Annotated in this window: 9 protein-coding genes; 7 read left to right on the top strand and 2 right to left on the bottom strand. The window is 41.4% G+C overall.

Going from position 1 to position 16,362, the window contains the following annotated elements:
- Positions 1-55: 55 nt before the first annotated feature.
- The gene (locus tag DBR43_RS17310; RefSeq protein ID WP_199757077.1) at positions 56-2,260 is read right to left on the bottom strand and encodes an alpha-galactosidase; all 2,205 of its coding nucleotides are present in this window, start codon (positions 2,258-2,260) and stop codon (positions 56-58) included.
- Positions 2,261-2,417: 157 nt separating this feature from the next.
- On the opposite strand from DBR43_RS17310, the gene DBR43_RS17305 reads away from it, so the two are divergent.
- The 3 genes from DBR43_RS17305 to DBR43_RS17295 all read left to right on the top strand — a co-directional run bounded on the left by DBR43_RS17305 (position 2,418) and on the right by DBR43_RS17295 (position 5,467).
- The gene (locus DBR43_RS17305; RefSeq protein WP_124583020.1) at positions 2,418-3,728 is read left to right on the top strand and encodes a hypothetical protein; all 1,311 of its coding nucleotides are present in this window, start codon (positions 2,418-2,420) and stop codon (positions 3,726-3,728) included.
- Between the two features lie 302 nt (positions 3,729-4,030).
- The gene (locus DBR43_RS17300) at positions 4,031-4,933 is read left to right on the top strand and encodes an alkaline phosphatase family protein (RefSeq protein ID WP_124583018.1); all 903 of its coding nucleotides are present in this window, start codon (positions 4,031-4,033) and stop codon (positions 4,931-4,933) included.
- A 99-nt stretch (positions 4,934-5,032) separates the two neighbouring features.
- Positions 5,033-5,467 carry a VOC family protein gene (locus DBR43_RS17295; RefSeq protein ID WP_124583015.1) on the top strand — a complete coding sequence of 145 codons (435 nt, stop codon included), beginning with the start codon at positions 5,033-5,035 and terminating at the stop codon, positions 5,465-5,467.
- 116 nt (positions 5,468-5,583) lie between these two features.
- Here the strand turns inward: DBR43_RS17295 and DBR43_RS17290 are convergent, their stop codons facing one another.
- Positions 5,584-8,166 (bottom strand): TonB-dependent receptor, encoded by a 2,583-nt coding sequence (locus tag DBR43_RS17290; protein WP_233603025.1) that lies wholly within the window; start codon positions 8,164-8,166, stop codon positions 5,584-5,586.
- A gap of 899 nt (positions 8,167-9,065) precedes the next feature.
- Here DBR43_RS17290 and DBR43_RS17285 point away from each other — a divergent pair.
- From DBR43_RS17285 to DBR43_RS17270, 4 genes are all read left to right on the top strand, one after another.
- Positions 9,066-9,644 carry a sigma-70 family RNA polymerase sigma factor gene (locus DBR43_RS17285; RefSeq protein WP_124583013.1) on the top strand — a complete coding sequence of 193 codons (579 nt, stop codon included), beginning with the start codon at positions 9,066-9,068 and terminating at the stop codon, positions 9,642-9,644.
- 117 nt (positions 9,645-9,761) lie between these two features.
- Entirely contained in the window at positions 9,762-10,880 is a 1,119-nt protein-coding gene (locus DBR43_RS17280) for a FecR family protein (protein WP_124583011.1), read from the top strand.
- A gap of 281 nt (positions 10,881-11,161) precedes the next feature.
- The gene (locus DBR43_RS17275; protein WP_233603024.1) at positions 11,162-14,476 is read left to right on the top strand and encodes a TonB-dependent receptor; all 3,315 of its coding nucleotides are present in this window, start codon (positions 11,162-11,164) and stop codon (positions 14,474-14,476) included.
- Positions 14,477-14,481: 5 nt separating this feature from the next.
- On the top strand, positions 14,482-16,296 hold the full coding sequence (locus tag DBR43_RS17270; protein WP_124583006.1) for a RagB/SusD family nutrient uptake outer membrane protein: 1,815 nt from the start codon (positions 14,482-14,484) through the stop codon (positions 16,294-16,296).
- Positions 16,297-16,362 lie beyond the last annotated feature (66 nt).

Raw genomic sequence — 16,362 nt, 5'->3', positions numbered from 1 at the left:
ATTTCAATTCTTAATTAGGTAGAAAGCTAACTAATTTCTGTGAGATTTTCTGCCATCAATTTGGCTTCCCCGCTGAAAATGACCTGATCCTCAGAACGACACTCGTTCTATTTGCATTGGCTTCCGGGTTAAAACCGACTTTCATTAAGAAATCTCCGGAATAAACCTTTCTACTATCAATCGGTGACTTTGTACCTGGATATAGGTTGATTTCTTCTATTTGATAATTTTTAGCCGCATCCAGTCCTTTTAGTTTAATGGGTAATATCACGCCATTTGTGAACAGCGTAGCTACATGATAATTGAAAACAATAGCCTGATCTTTCGTGTCATTTACATAGGCAATTGAGGCAATTTTGTTTTCATAAGGATCCTGTAAACGGTACTGTTGTCCATGCCAAACGATGTCTTTAAAGCTATTGTATGTTTGAACTGCATTTTGGCTAAAAAGTAAATCAGTCTCACTCAGCTCATTCACCCGAACATCATAGCCTAATTTACCCATCATGGCGACATCAGTTTTAAATTTGACCGGTTGTTTTCCCATATCGGTAATGTGGTTGTCTACCGCGATAGAAGGGAAGTAATAGGAATATTCCCATTGGATGAAAATACGGTCGTAAGCATTGGTATTGTCGCTTGGCCAAAATTCAGTGAAATACTTTAAGGAGGCATAATCGACTCTGGAGCCTCCACCTGCGCATAACATCATCGGGGTTTTCGGATATTTTTTACGAATTCTTTCCAATACATTGGTTAGTCCCCTAGTATATTCGATATAGAAATGGTCCTGATTTTTTAAAGTAGGGGAGTGTGCGTTATAGATTAATGAATTACAATCCCATTTGATAAAGGCCAGTTCAGGCACTTCTTTAAAGATATCATCCACCGTTTTAAATATAAAATCCTGAACTTTTGGGTTGGTCAGATCCAATACCAGCTGGTTCCGCATGTAGAATTCTTTCCTGTCCGGTTGTCTGATGATCCAATCCGGATGATTTTCGTACAATTCGCTTTTTGGATTTACCATTTCCGGTTCCAGCCAAATGCCAAATTTAACCTGATTTGCAGTGGCTTCTTTACCTAAAGAACTGATGCCGTTTTTCAGTTTCTGTCTGTTGTACTGCCAATCTCCAAGACCGGCTGAAGATCCATTTCTTGGGTACTTGTTGCCAAACCATCCATCGTCTAACAGAAAAACATCAACTCCTAATTTTTTAGTGTCTTTGGTCAGTTGATTCAGCTTTTCGTCGTTAAAATCGAAATAGGTCGTCTCCCAATTGTTTAGAATGGTTGACCGGTTGCCTTTTCCATCAAGTAACTGATAATTGCGGGCCCAGTTTTGTAGGTTCCTGCTGGCAAGGCCTTTGCCGGAAGAGGAATAAGTATACACAAAACGAGGGGTTACAAAATTTTCTCCCGCTTTTAAAGTATAGTTTGATGAAAAGTTATTGATCCCTGCAGTGATTCTCAGGTAGTATTCGTCGAAAGTTTCAAAATCAATCCTGAAGTTTCCTGCCCAGGCTAAAGAACCGGCAATGACTTCGCCCTGTTCCTCTGTAGCAGGCTGATCGATAGAAACCATAAAGGATGAAGAGTGTAATAGATTGGTTCTGGTACCAAGTTTTGAATCAATAGTTTTAATGCCATGCAGCAATTGTTGTTCTTCTGATCGCATTTCCCGTACCGCGCCACTATAATGGCTCTTCAAAAAGAACTTCCGGCCAGTTAAGGTAAGGTTGGCCGAAGCGTATTTGTTCAATACAACATTACCTTTTTCCTGATGTTTGATTTCTGCCCATTGTTCAATTACATCCTCTTTAAAATAGGCCAGGTAATGTAAATCGACATTGAATTTATACTTTACATCGATTAAATGCACAATCGTAAGTTTTCTGTTTTCGTCTAATTGTTGCTCCTCAACTGCACTGAAAGTAAGTACCGTTGATTTATTGCCATCGCTATGCGTTACGCTTAAACCAGGTTCTAAAAGATTTATTGATCCTGATGCAATGTAGGCCTCCCGTTTGTTCGTCAGGTCGTCGGAACCTGGTTTGTATTTATCTAAAGGTTGAATGTTTGGATATTCAGCAGGACTTTCCAGTTTTTTACCAAAATAAGTTGACAATACGTTTTTGTCCTGATCTGTCTCTAACACCAGGACATTCCTTAAGGTAGTAATTGAAATTGTTTTTTGAGCAAGACTGTTCATCGTAAGGCTGATAAAGAGTAAAGGAAGGAATTTAAATTTTCTCATCATTGGTTTCAGTTGTGGCTTATTATATTATGTTTGCAGGGTCTGGGAAGTTGTTTTGTAAATTTAACAGGAAGCAGGCTATTTAAAAAGAATTGCAGTTACAAAGCGAATACATTTGTTTGTATGGTTAACCTGTTAGTTATTAGTTATATATAGTTAAATGAGCGATAAGTCTGTACCTTCAAATAGCCAGTTGTACTTTGATACACTGGATGGTTGTTGTAAACAAATCATTGAAAAAATGGGGAATAAGCCCATTACTGACTGGAGAGTTTCAGACTACAATACCTTAAGCAGTCTTTTAGGGCAACAAACTAAAGTTTATCTGAGCGAAAATACACTGAAGCGTATTTTTGGCAGATTAAAAACATCTCAACGTTATTACCCTCAGATTGCTACCCGAAACGCATTGGCTCAATTTATAGGTTACCGGGATTGGCAGGAGTTTGAGTTGGTTTACAGAAGTTCACATGCCTTACCAAAAGCAGAAGTACAGCAGGAAGAAGAAGTTCAGCTGACTGAACAGGAGCCGATACTTAAAAGATCTGTTTTTCGATCTCCGACGATGATTGGTTTTGCGCTGACAGGCGTATTGCTCCTGATTGGTCTTTTCTTTTACCTAAATAAAGAAAGGGGATTGAATAGTGTGAAACTCGTTTGTGAGAACCCTTTTGGAAGTGTGCCACATACTGCGGTTTTTGCGTTAAAGTCCGACCGTACTTTCGATATGGAAGAGGAATTCAGGCTTGACTGTATGGAGGAAGCACTTCCTGCGATCATCAGGGGAGGGGATAAGATCACAAGATTTTTCAAAAACCCGGGCGTGGTTTATGTCACCTTATTTCGTAAAGATAAAGCGATAGACACCGTATCGGTTTGCTTGCAGACCAGGGGATGGGTAGCCAATTCAGGAAATGATACTTCAAGGGCATATCCGATTGCCAATTTAAGGTCGCTCGATCCAAAAAATCTGGCTGTTTCTGCAGCCCAACTGGATTCTGCCGGATTAGAGACCAAAAAACCTTTTTTGATTGGTTTTAGCAATATTCACGCCTCTCAAATCAGTGGCGATAATTTTTCTTTCTCTACTAAGGTTTTTGCGGAACAAAACAGGCCAGGTGTCCAATGCATCGAAACGACCATTATTATTTTAGGAGAAAAAGACCGGCATCTGCTGACCTTGTTTAAGGAAAACTGCGTTGCGTTGTCCAGGTATACCTTTTCCGAATTAAAGACGGCGGGCTCGGAAAAGTTTTTAGGAAACTTAGCTTTTAATGCCGCGGATGGCGGTGAAATTGGACTCAGCGTTAAAAATAAAGTAGTTACTGTGATGCTAAACGGTAAGAAAGCACTCACAGCGAAATACCAAAAATCAGTAGGAAGAGTGATGGGGATAAAAATTCTGTTCAGTGGTATTGGAAAAGCCATCTCTCCTAAGCTGCAGGATTTGAATACCAAAGCAGTTTTTTAAGCATTTTCATTATTGGTGTCCCCTGATTGTTGGTTTTTTACAAGAATAAAGCTTTGTTTTTTGCATCCATTGTAATTTTTATATGCTTTGTAATTTACTGTTTTTCAGGTCAATGTTGCTCCATTCTTTTGTCTGAGCTTTGTATGCCCCAAACTTTCATTCTTGTTTCTAATTGGGTTTAAATTTACTTTATAAGTTAGCCGGTTCTGTATTTCATGGTAATCTGTAAGTCGCCCGGCGATGAAATATAAAATACCGCATTACCAGAACCTGAATTATATTAGATAATTGTATTTTTAGACATGAAGAAGTTTTTATTTAAGTTGTTGTTTTTATCGGTTGCCTCGTGTTCAGCGATGGCACAAAAAAGTCCGGCCAGGGTGTTGGTTCTTGGTCTCGATGGATTTAGTACAGAAGGCTATAAGGTAGCAAAGCATCCCAATATCGATAAGCTGGTGGCTGAAGGCGTACTCTCCTTAAGCACCAGGCCTGTGATGCCTTCTATTACCTTACCTAACTGGACCAGTCACTTTACAGGCTCCGGTCCTGAAGAACATGGGGTCACAGCAAACAACTGGACGCTGGAAAAGCATCCATTACCGGCAATAGCTGTTGATGAGGAAGGTTATTACCCTTCGATTTTTAAAGTGCTGAAGGATCAGATTCCCAATGTAAAAACAGCCTACTATTATAACTGGAAGGAACTGATCAATCCTATAAATAAGAAATACCTGGATGAAGTTGCTTTTGAGGAGAATGATGAATATCTGACGAATTATGGTAAGGCCTTTGATTTTATCCTGAAAAACCGGAAAGATCCGGCGTTGATTTTTCTCTACAGTGTTCATACAGATCATGCCGGTCATGAGTTTGGCTGGATGTCAGATCCTTATATCAAGGCTATTGAAGCTGCAGATGTGGCAATTGGTGCTTTGCTGGATAAGTTAAAAGCGGAAGGACTTTATAAAGATACCCATTTTCTGCTGATCACAGACCATGGAGGCATCAACAAAGGTCATGGGGGAGTTTCCATGAACGAGATGCAGATTCCCTGGGCAATTACCGGACCTAAGATTCGAAAAAAGGGCCTGGTTACTGACTTCAACAGCAATAAGAATACTTCATTGGTACTGGCAAGAATTTTTAACATTAACAAACTCCCGGATGCCTGGGTAGGTGGGTTACCAAATGTGATTTTTAAATAGGGGGGGCTGGATAAGAATTTTGCCGGCAAAGGGGAAATATTCCCGTTCACTGCTTCATCAAAGAATTAACAGAAACAAAATAAACTAACGATAAAGATCATGAGAGCAATTAATCCCTGGATCAACTTCAACGGCAATGCCGAAGAAGCATTCACTTTTTACAAATCAGTTTTTGGCGGTGAGTTTACAAAAATTACCCGTTTTAAAGACTTATCGGGCCCCGATTTTCCAGTGCCTGAACAAGAGGCCAATAAAATCATGTACATCGGGCTGCCGCTTGGCAAAAACAATGTGTTGATCGCCAATGATGTTCCCGGGTTTTTGGGAAAGGTAAGTGAAAATGAAAACCGTTCTAAAATATACGTGAATGCCGAAAGCCCTGAAGAAGCAGACCAGATATTTAATGATTTATCAGCAGGTGGAGAAGTGGAAGGGCCCATTGGCGACAGCCCATGGGGTACCTATGCCGGAATGTTCAGGGATAAATATGGTATTGAATGGATTGTAGAGTTTGATCCGGGTTATAAGGCCTAAGGTTAATAATATCCTTTCGTTGGTGCAGCTCTCCCGCGGGTGTAGCAACTGTAATGCCCAACAAAAAAGGCTGTCCCTTAGGAGACAGCCTTTTTTACATTCTATTTAAAACGCTGTTAGAGCGAATAACGTAGGGTAATTCCATAAGTTCTTGGATCACCAAGTACGCCGGCGTACAAACCGGAATTACCCGCTGCAGCCTGCAATTGCTCGTAGTAGTTTTTGTTGGCGATGTTTCTAACCCAGCCAAATACGGAGAATTTGTCTGACTTAAATCCTAATCTGGTATTTAGCAAAGAATACGCTTCTACATTTAATACACGTGAAGGTGTTGGATTTGAAGAATATTCGGAGCGGTAACTGGCATCGGCAGCTATAAAATACCGGCCTGCTGTACTCGCCAGGTTGCCGGGATTGCTGAACTCTGCACCACCGGAAACATTCCATTTAGATACACCAGGTAACCTGCCACCGGAAGCATCTTTAAAGGCTACCTGCGTAGCAACGCCATTTACCTGTTCTGTATGTCCGGTTTCTTCCAATGGCAGCGGAGCGTTTGTAAATTTGACATATTTGCCATCAAGATAGGCTACCGCAGCATTTAAGGTTAAGAACCTTCCCAGTTGGTAACTTCCATCCACTTCCAATCCTTTTACATTCACTTTTTCTGCATTGGCGAGGTAGCCTCTGTTTACACCCAGTTGTGGTGATTGCACATTGGTCTGGTAATCTTTAATGTCTGTATTGAATGCGCTAACGTTGATCAGCGTACCTTTAAATGGTTTGGTTTTAACACCTAATTCATAATGTTGAACATATTCCGGTTTTACGACAGCTACAGATAAGTCCGGCTCTCCGGAAGGAGTAGTTGGCAAACCTCCTACGTTAACACCTACCGGTTTATAGGCCGTAGAGAATGTTCCATAAGCGTTTAGCTTAGTTGTAGGCCGGTATGATAAGGTGACGTTACCAGACAAGTTGTTGTTGTTTACACTGGTATTGAATTTCTGATTGTTATAAACTGCGCTTTTAAGTGCGAGTAAAGCCGCGTCTGAGGTTTGAAGTCCTCCATAAGTTACCCTGTTATAATCCACATCCTTTTTATCATAAGTATACCTTAAACCAGGTAAAATATGCAGGTTATTCAGGAATTCCCAGTCTACCTGTGCAAATACAGCGGCACTTAATGATTTGATGGTTGAATTGGTTCTGATACCGTAACCGTCCAATAATCCTGGTGTGGAGTACAATGCCTGGGCACCGGTATTACTTGTTTGCACAAATCTCCACTGATCTTTACCCACTTCTTCCGTCTGGTCCAGTCCTTTCAGATTCTGGCTAAGGGCAAAGACACCAATTACAGCGCTTACTTTTTCTGCTATATTTCCAGCATATCTCAGTTCCTGGGAATATTGGTCATGACGGGAGTTTCCCTGAGACTTGGTCAGTGCCGACAATTCAGAGAAATCTCTGTCGTTTGTAGGATTCCAGTTCCAGAACCTCCAGGCAGTAGTTGAAGTAAGGGTTCCATTGCCGATCTTATAGTCCAGGTTCACGGAGATACCGCCAATTGACTGATCATGTTTCCAGGGGGTATTGGTATTGATGGTTCTGGAAGCGGGGTCAGCTACCGGTTGTTGATAGCCTAAATCCGAGACAATTTTGGCATACTGACGGTAAGCACTTCTTTCTGTCGGTGTAACGCCTGCAATTACCAGCGGGTAACCTGCAGGATGCTGGATGCTTGCATCTCCACTTAACAATATTTGTAGTTTTTCCGAAGGTGTAAAATACAACTGACCCTTAAAACCGAGGTTGTTCTGACCACTATATCTACGTTCTTCTTTAGTATTGAAGATTGTACCATCTCTTTGAGTTCCTGAAATAGATAATCTTGCTGCCAGATTTTTTGCTACAGCTCCTGAAACCGAAGTTTTTGCCTGTAGAAAATTATAGTTTCCAAAGCTCAGTTCTACTTTTGCGCTTGGCGTTTGAGTTGGTTTTGCGGTAGTGATGTTGAATGCTCCTGCAGTGGTGTTTTTTCCAAACAATGTTCCTTGCGGACCACGCAATATTTCTATTCGTTCAATGTCGAGAAAATCTGTAGAAGTAGCTGCCGGACGTGCCTGGTAAACTCCATCTACATAAAAGCCCACTCCCGGATCAATACCATCATTGGTTAAACCGAATGTTGAACCTAGTCCTCTGATGTTAAGTGTTGTATTTCTGGCATTTGAGGCGTAGAGCTGTACGGAAGGAACGAGTTCTTTTAAGCGGTTCACGTTAAAAGCCCCTGCATTTTCTGCGGCTTGTCCGCCGATTACGGTAATTGCGATGGGCACATCCTGAAGCACTTCTGAACGTCTTCTTGAGGTTACAACGATCTCGTCCAGTAGTTCACTTTCAATCAGTACCAATTCAAATGGGGTGTCCTGAAGCTTTAAAATTTGAAAATCCTGAGACTTGTAACCAATAGAACTTACCCGAAGGTAAAATGGAAGGTCTTGTTTTGAATCAATGCTGAACTTACCGTCGCCATCAGCAGTTACCACAATTTTTGTGCCTCTGATTGATACTGTTGCATTTGGTACGGGACTGCCGTTACTACTTTTTATAATACCTGTTATCGGACTTTGGGCAAAAGCAAAATTTGCCGTCAGTATAAATGAAAGGATAATAAGTAAATGTTTCTTCATCATATTAATGTTAATTGGTTAGTGGTGGTACGCGGTTACACCTCTCGCGCTGTGTTTTGTTTCTGTGATTAATTTATAGACTAAGTTGCATAGCAAAGCCATAGGGATTTTTTTAGTATCCTTTTAGTTTTAAAAAAATGCAAGGGATTTTGCGGGTGTTTAATTTTGCTCAGTGACGACTGAAAGAGATCAACAACAACAGTTACAGTCTAGTAGAAAGGAGGTGCCTTCTTCAGCTGTTTTTCTTTTCATTTTTATAAAATGCAAGTCTGTTTTCATTGTGTTCTAGATTGTTAAGAGTTGGTTTGATGATACGAAGATAGTATTCTTTTTTGGTATTCAAATAAAATCTATAGATTTTGTAGTTTTTATTTGAACAGTTTACATCGGCCATGAATGACAAGGCGGAAAACACCTGGGTTTGTACCTGGTAAATTGCTTGTTGTGTATGTAAAACAAAAATGTCTGGAATCTACGATTCAAAGCTTTCTGAGCGGTTTTGACTTTTCCCGCCCGCCGGCAGTTGGTCATAATTAAAGCCCCGGGCGGGGGCAACTGTACTTTCTGAAAGCTAAATGTTGCCGGTATTGCATCACCTTTTGCCCCAAACTTTGATGTCGGTTATTTTAAGGTTTGTTTAATATCCATCAGGTTACGAGGTGAAAATCGGGAATAATGGGATAATGCTTGTCGTAGGTATGCGGCAAATAGAAGGCGGAAATGCGACAGTTGTTTTGCCCATACCTTTTATTTGCACAAACCAAAACGTTCTACTAAATTACAAATCATAAAATGAGGTTAAAAAGGATAGATAAATGATCTTTATTGCCTTTTTGGTGGTTAAATGAGTTGAAAAAATAATGATTATTATGTGTTTGAGTACATACCAGGTATAGCAGAAAATGATTGAGTACAGTACACTTTCAGATGACGAACTTACAGTTTTATTGAAATCAGGCGACAGAACTGCTTACACAGAGATCTATCACAGGTTTAAGTTTGTCCTTCATAATCATGCCTGGAATAAGACACGCAACCGGGAAGAAGCACAGGATACAATTCAGGAAGTTTTTACGATGCTATGGGCAAAACGTGAAACACTTGGCCTGCAGGTTAATCTTGCTGGTTATCTTTATACAAGTGTGCGTAACCATATCCTTAATCAGATCGCCCGTAGCGGCCTGCAGACTAAATACATTACTTCCATTAAGAGTTTTCAAAGCAGTAACCTGTCAACAGATTATCTGGCCCGTGAAAATCAATTTAAAAAAATTATTGATGCTGAAGTAGCTGCACTTCCTCCAAGAATGCGGGAAGTATTTGAAATGAGCCGAAAGGAACATCTTACACATAAAGAGATTGCCGAACGACTGGGCACTTCCGAACAAACGATCAAAAAACAAATGACCAATACCCTAAAAGTATTAAGGGTTAAACTGGGCCTTTTAATCTATCTTCTTTACTTTATTGAACGTCCGTAAAAGACCTTATTCGCTAAATGTAAAAAAATATCGGTTTTTTTATTTTTTTCAATACCTCTATACCCATGCTCAGTTTGTCTTACCATTATCAGATCACAATGCTGATCTTTTTTGAAAATGGAAGAAGAAGAAATAAAAAATATTTTAGAACGATATAAAGACGGGAAGGCATCCGGAGCGGAAAAAGCTTTATTAGAAAACTGGTATCTGACTTATCAGGAACCCGGAGACGATGAGCTTGATCTGGAGGCCCGTTCTAAAGATCTTGATGTGATCCTGCTAAACCTTGAGAAGGCTTACCGGAAAAAAAGTATTAAACTATGGCCCGGTTTTGCAGCAGCATCTGTTATTCTGCTGATTGCCCTGGGATTTTATTTTTACAGACCATCCGCCCAAATACTTAATATGGAGGAGTCTGTGGTAAATCAAGGAATTAAACCAGGGAGTAACAAAGCCTATCTGACTTTATCTGATGGCCGCCGCATCTCGCTTACTGATGCGAGTAGTGGTGAAGTCGCAAAACAGTCAGGAATTCGCATTACTAAAAATGCTGAAGGTCAGCTTATTTATACTGTAATTGAGTCTGATGTCACTGGCGCTGCTGTTTATAATACATTTGAAACACCAAAAGGCGGAAAATACCAGGTGTGCTTACCTGATGGTACTAAAGTATGGATGAACGCCGCATCAACTTTAAAATATCCTGCAAGTTTCGCAACGTTTAACCAGCGAATAGTGAATTTGGATGGGGAAGCCTATTTTGAAGTGTCCAAAGATAAAGCGAAGCCTTTCATTGTAATTACAAAAAAACAGAACGTTAAAGTATTGGGTACTTATTTCAACATTAATGCTTACCATGATGAACCGGATACGAAAACAACGTTACTGGAGGGAAGTATTGAGCTTAATAATGATACAGATGTTAAATTATTGAAACCTGGAGAGCAGGCGGAAACAACTGAATCCCGGATATTGGTCTCTGTGGCGGATACTGACCAGGCCTTGGCCTGGAAAAACGGTGATTTTGTGTTTGAAGGAGCCTCTCTGCGAACTATCATGCGACAAATCAGCAGATGGTATGATGTAGAGGTCAGCTATGAAGGGCAAATCGCCGATCTCAAATTCGGAGGTTCTATTTCCAGAACGAAAAATATTACTGCGGTCCTTAGGGTCCTTGAATTAACAAAGGGCGTTCACTTTAAAATTGAAGGAAGGAGGATATTGGTTATGCCATAGCTAAGCTGAGATGGATAACTAAAGAAAGAAATAGGAGCGTTAGAGCGCTCCTACTCCAGATTTAGGATCCTGAATAATTCCAGTATTGAGTCAACACAATAATCTTATTAAACGAACCCAAACAAATGTATAAAATTTACACCAAAAAAGTGTATGACATAACCCGTCATGCCCAAAATCAGCCATTTGCAAAAAGCTGGTTTAGCATTCTCAAGCAACCTAACCAAACCAAATGGCTTATGAGGATAAACCTTACTATTATCTTATTAATATCTGTCTTTATGCAGTATTCAATTGCAGCAAATGGACAAAATGTTTCTTTGAGCAGGAAAAGCATTTCTATGGCTGATGTTTTCAAAGAAATCAAAAGGCAAACAGGCTACGATTTTGTATATAGATATGATGTCATTCAAAAAGCAAAAGCCATCACGTTAAATGTGAAAAATGAATCCTTACTGAAGGTATTGGATAAATGTTTTGATGGTCAGCCTCTAGCTTACTACATAGATGAAAACACCATTGTGGTGATCGAAAAAGAGTTTCAGGCAAGATCTGCTGGTATACGTCCCCTCGATATTCTCGTTCGCGGGGTCATTAAAGATGAAGCAGGTTTACCACTTCCCGGCGCAGGCATACGCGTTAAAGGTGGTTCTGCGGCCGGTTCCGCGGAGGTAGACGGAACTTTCAGCATCAGGGTTCCGGACGAGAAAGCCATACTCGTCATCAGCTATATTGGCTACGAGACCCAGGAAGTTACCGTTGGTACAAAAACTACATTGAGTATTCAATTGAAGCCTTCTGGAAATGCGTTGGACCAGGTAGAAATTGCCGTTGTGGCTTTTGGTACACAGAAGAAAGAAAGTCTTGTAGGTGCTCAATCTTCCGTAAAAGCTTCAGACCTGAAGCAGCCGGTGGCGAACATAAGCTCTATGCTCGCTGGCCGTTTACCGGGTTTGATTGCGGTAAACAGAAATGGCGAACCCGGTTCGGATCAGGCTGATATCTGGATTCGCGGTATCACAAATATTGGAGGAGACCGCAATCCGCTGATCGTAGTTGATGGTGTGCCTAATCGTCCCATTAATGGACTGAGCCCTTACGATATAGAGTCTTTTACCATTCTTAAGGATGCAGCTGCTACAGCTGTATATGGTATCCGTGGTGCCAATGGTGTCATTTTGGTGGTCACAAAACAAGGTAAAACAGGCAAACCTACTATCGGTGTGGATTACTTCCAGGGTTTAACGAGCTTCACGAAGAAACCTGAACTAATTGACGGCGTTGATTATATGAACCTGGCAAACGAAGCGGGTTTGACCGAGTTCGTCAGGACTGCAAATACAGGAACTTATACCCCCAGATATAGCGCTGCAGCCATAGAGAAAACCGCCTCAGGAGAAGATCCGATTCTCTATCCGAATGTGGATTGGCTGGATGCCATTTTCAAAAGGTTTGGACAAAACCGTACCGTAACCACCAATCTTTCAGGAGGAGTGACCAACGCACGCTATTATGTTTCATTAGGTTATTACGATGAAACCGGGCTTTTCAAAACGGATAACAGCCAATCTTACAACTCCAGTCAGAAATACTCGAGGTATACAGTAAGTACGAATCTGGACTGGGATATTACTTCGGGTACGAAAGTGAACCTGGGCATCAGGGGAGTATTGGGACAAGGAAATAATCCCGGTGTCGATAATGCCCAGGGCGTTTTTAACCAGGCTTTCCAGATCAACCCAACTTCATTCCCAGTCATGTATCCAAACGGATATATCCCTGGAATCAGTGCACAGTCGGATCAACGAAACCCCTATGCAGACATTACGAGAAGAGGATACCGTACTTTTTACAACAATTCCTTATTCTCTAATTTGCGTTTAACACAGGATCTTAAGCTCGTTACACCCGGACTTTCCCTTACCGGAATGTTCTCATTTGATGTGGCCAACAGTAACACTGTAAACAGGAACAAGCGGGAAAGTACCTATTACATCAACCCGAATGATCCGTACAATGCAGATGGTTCTTATAAATATGGACAGACCTTACAGGGGCAGAATTTCCTGGGTTATGCATTCACTAACGGGGGCGATAAAAAATTATATGCTGAACTGGCATTAAATTATAAACGGGATTTTGGTAAACATTCGGTATCAGGTATGATACTGTATAACCAAAATGATAACCTTACGCCCTTTGCAGGCAACTTTACTTTATCCATCCCATACCGTATGATGGGAGTTGCCGGCCGCGCAAGCTATGCCTATAACGACCGCTACTTTGTTGAGGTCAATCTGGGTTATAATGGTTCTGAAAATTTTGCACCAGATAAACGTTTCGGATTGTTTCCTGCTTTTGGGGTAGGATGGATCTTATCGAATGAGAAATTCTTTGAAAACCTGAGAACTGCATTTCAATTGGTTAAATTCAGGTACTCTGATGGTATTGTAGGTTCCGGAGGTAGTTCTTCCGGTTATGCAGGATCTGAGGGTGAGCGCTTTTACTACCTGACCAAGGTTGGCGATGCCAACGGGTATTCTTTTGGTTTAAGTCGCACGGGGATTAATGGTTTGAACGTAACCGCCTATGGTGTAGATGTGACCTGGTCTGAAACACGTAAGCAGGATTTGGGTTTTGAACTGAAATCCTTCAATAATAAGCTGTCCCTGATTGTTGATTTGTTTAAGGAACACAGAACAGGGATTTTTCTTGGCAGGGGCAGTGTTCCAAATTATATCGGCCTGGTATCCAACCCTTCGGGTAATCTTGGGGAAACCAAAAATAAGGGCATCGACGGATCATTGGAATACAATGCGAAGTTCGGAAAGGACTTTGATGTCACTTTCAGGGCTAATTATACCTATAACAAAGATGAGCTTATTGAGAACGATCAGGCACCTACAAAATATGCCTATCAGGAGCTAAGGGGGAGTAATATCCTTGCCCGTTCAGGATATATTGCCGAAAAAATATTTGAGAGTCAGGCAGAGATCAATGCAAGTGCTAAACAATTCGGGACACTGCTTCCGGGCGACATTAAGTACAAAGACCTCAACAACGATGGCATCATCGATGCCTTTGACCGTACGATCATCGGCAGGGGGGATGTGCCTTCGGCTATGTATGGCTTTGGTTTTTCTGCCAGATATAAAGGTTTTGACTTTGGAGCATTCTTCCAGGGGCAGCACAATGCAGATATTGCACTTAGTGGTGATGCTTTACAACCCTTCACTGCGTCTGGAGGACTTGGGAATTTACATTCCATTGCTACTGACCGCTGGACAGTAGAGAACCCGCGGCAGGATGCATTTTATCCCCGGCTTTCATATGGCGTAAATAATAACAACTTCCAGACAAGTACCTGGTGGCAACGCGATATCAGCTTCCTGCGCTTGAAAAATCTTGATTTTGGTTATACGTTAAAAAATGGAGTCAAGGCAATTGGCGTCAACAAACTGAGAATTTATTTTACTGGTTACAACGTGTTTACCATCAGTAATTTCAAAATATGGGACCCTGAGCTGGCCTCCAACAATGGGACAAAGTATCCCTTGGTATCTACTTATTCACTCGGTTTAACCGCTAATTTTTAATCAATATGAAGAAGATATATATATACATCCTGGCTGTCTTATTCCTCTCAGGTAATTATGGATGCAAAAAGTTTTTGAACCAGGTACCAGATGACAGGCTGACTTTTGATGAATCTTTTGCCACCAAATCAACAGTAGACAGGTTGCTGGCTAACGTATACTCTACATTACCAGATGAAATGCAACAGCGTTTCCCGGCAAATGGATACACTGCCGGACCATGGACAGGTGCTTCTGATGAAGCTGATTATACTTTGCCAAGTAGTTTCTCCAATAACCTGAACAGCGGTAACTGGGATGCAACAACAGGGCAGGTAAACACCATCTGGCAATTGTACTACAGGGGAATCCAGGCTTCCAGTAATTTCATCGCAAACATTGATAAATGTACGGACTGTAACATTAGCGGAACAGATTACATCAACCGTTATAAAAATGAGGCAAGAGCACTCAGGGCTATTTATTATTACTACCTGCTTCGTCAATATGGCCCGGTAGTGCTCCTTGGGAATAATCCAATCCCTGCAGATGCACCAATTGAAACTATTAGTATTCCAAGAAGTTCATTTGATGAGTGCGTCGACTACATCGTTACTGAACTTGATGCTGCAGCTGAAGGTCTTCCTGCATTACCTTCTGCCAACGAAGATTATGGCCGCATCAATAAAGCGGTTATACACGCCTATAAGGTTCAGGTATTGCTGACTGCAGCAAGTCCCTTATTCAATGGCAACACAGATTATGCTACCCTCGTTAACAAAGACGGAAAACAATTGATCAGTCAGACCTATAGCGTAGCTAAATGGTCACGTGCAGCAGCAGCGGCAAAGTCTTTTATAACCACTTATCCAAACTTTATTCTGTTCAAAAAAGTACATCCTACCGCTCCTTCTGTCTTTAATAATGCCTTCGTAGCCTGCAGGGACGTTATGTTGACAGACTGGAATACCGAGGTCATCTTAGCGAAACCAAATGCGGATGTCACAAATTTACAGTACAACATGACACCAAACCATAGTAATGGATCCGGAAGTGATAAAGGAGGTTCATTTCTTTCTGCTTCTCATCAATTGGTTGAGGCTTATTTCATGGCCAATGGCAAGCCTACCGACGACAACTCCTCCGGATACACCCGAACTGGTTTTACCAACTTCCAGGCACCAGACGACAATGCAGTAAGATCAGTACACAATATGTATGTGAACAGAGAGCCCCGCTTCTATGTAGGCATTACTTATACAAATCGTAAGTGGATCAATCCGAACACCACATTGGTTACTAACTTTGAATTCAATGGAAATGCCGGTCGCGGGGGCATTAGTAATAACGATTACTCTTCTACAGGCTATACACAGCGTAAAAACCGTGGCCTGAGCGGTGATGGAGGGAGAACAGCCATCATGATCCGTCTTGCAGAGATTTACCTGGATTATGCAGAAGCAGCTTACGAAGCCAATCCTGCCGATCCGGATGTATTGATCTATCTGAACCTGATCAGGGAACGTGCAGGAATTCCTCAATATGGCTCAGCCGCAGGTATGCTCCCGGTGCCAACGGATATGCGTGACGCGATCAGAAGAGAAAGAAGGATTGAACTGGCTTTCGAATCGCACCGCTATTTTGACACCAGAAGATGGAAAATTGCAGAGACTACTGACAGAACCATCCTCGGACTGGATATCGGCAGAAATGCAGCAACCGGATTTTATACTATAGTGCAGCAAGAATCCAGGGTATTTGAAAAGAAACATTACCTGTGGCCAATCCCTAATGGGGAGGTGCAGAAAGTGCCTTTAGTTATTCAGAACACTGGCTGGTAATTAAACAAACTGAGGTTGTATGCATACAACCTCAGTTTGTTATTGATCAAATTTCCGACAGTTACG

Source organism: Pedobacter sp. KBW06, assembly GCF_003852525.1.
Lineage (GTDB): Bacteria > Bacteroidota > Bacteroidia > Sphingobacteriales > Sphingobacteriaceae > Pedobacter.
This window is presented reverse-complemented; position numbering and strand designations above follow the sequence as displayed.

Coding starts and splice junctions, on each gene's coding strand:
- DBR43_RS17310 (WP_199757077.1), bottom strand. CDS start 2,260: ATGATGAGAAAATTTAAATTCCTTCCTTTACTCTTTATCAGCCTTACG.
- DBR43_RS17305 (WP_124583020.1), top strand. CDS start 2,418: ATGAGCGATAAGTCTGTACCTTCAAATAGCCAGTTGTACTTTGATACA.
- DBR43_RS17300 (WP_124583018.1), top strand. CDS start 4,031: ATGAAGAAGTTTTTATTTAAGTTGTTGTTTTTATCGGTTGCCTCGTGT.
- DBR43_RS17295 (WP_124583015.1), top strand. CDS start 5,033: ATGAGAGCAATTAATCCCTGGATCAACTTCAACGGCAATGCCGAAGAA.
- DBR43_RS17290 (WP_233603025.1), bottom strand. CDS start 8,166: ATGATGAAGAAACATTTACTTATTATCCTTTCATTTATACTGACGGCA.
- DBR43_RS17285 (WP_124583013.1), top strand. CDS start 9,066: ATGATTGAGTACAGTACACTTTCAGATGACGAACTTACAGTTTTATTG.
- DBR43_RS17280 (WP_124583011.1), top strand. CDS start 9,762: ATGGAAGAAGAAGAAATAAAAAATATTTTAGAACGATATAAAGACGGG.
- DBR43_RS17275 (WP_233603024.1), top strand. CDS start 11,162: ATGCAGTATTCAATTGCAGCAAATGGACAAAATGTTTCTTTGAGCAGG.
- DBR43_RS17270 (WP_124583006.1), top strand. CDS start 14,482: ATGAAGAAGATATATATATACATCCTGGCTGTCTTATTCCTCTCAGGT.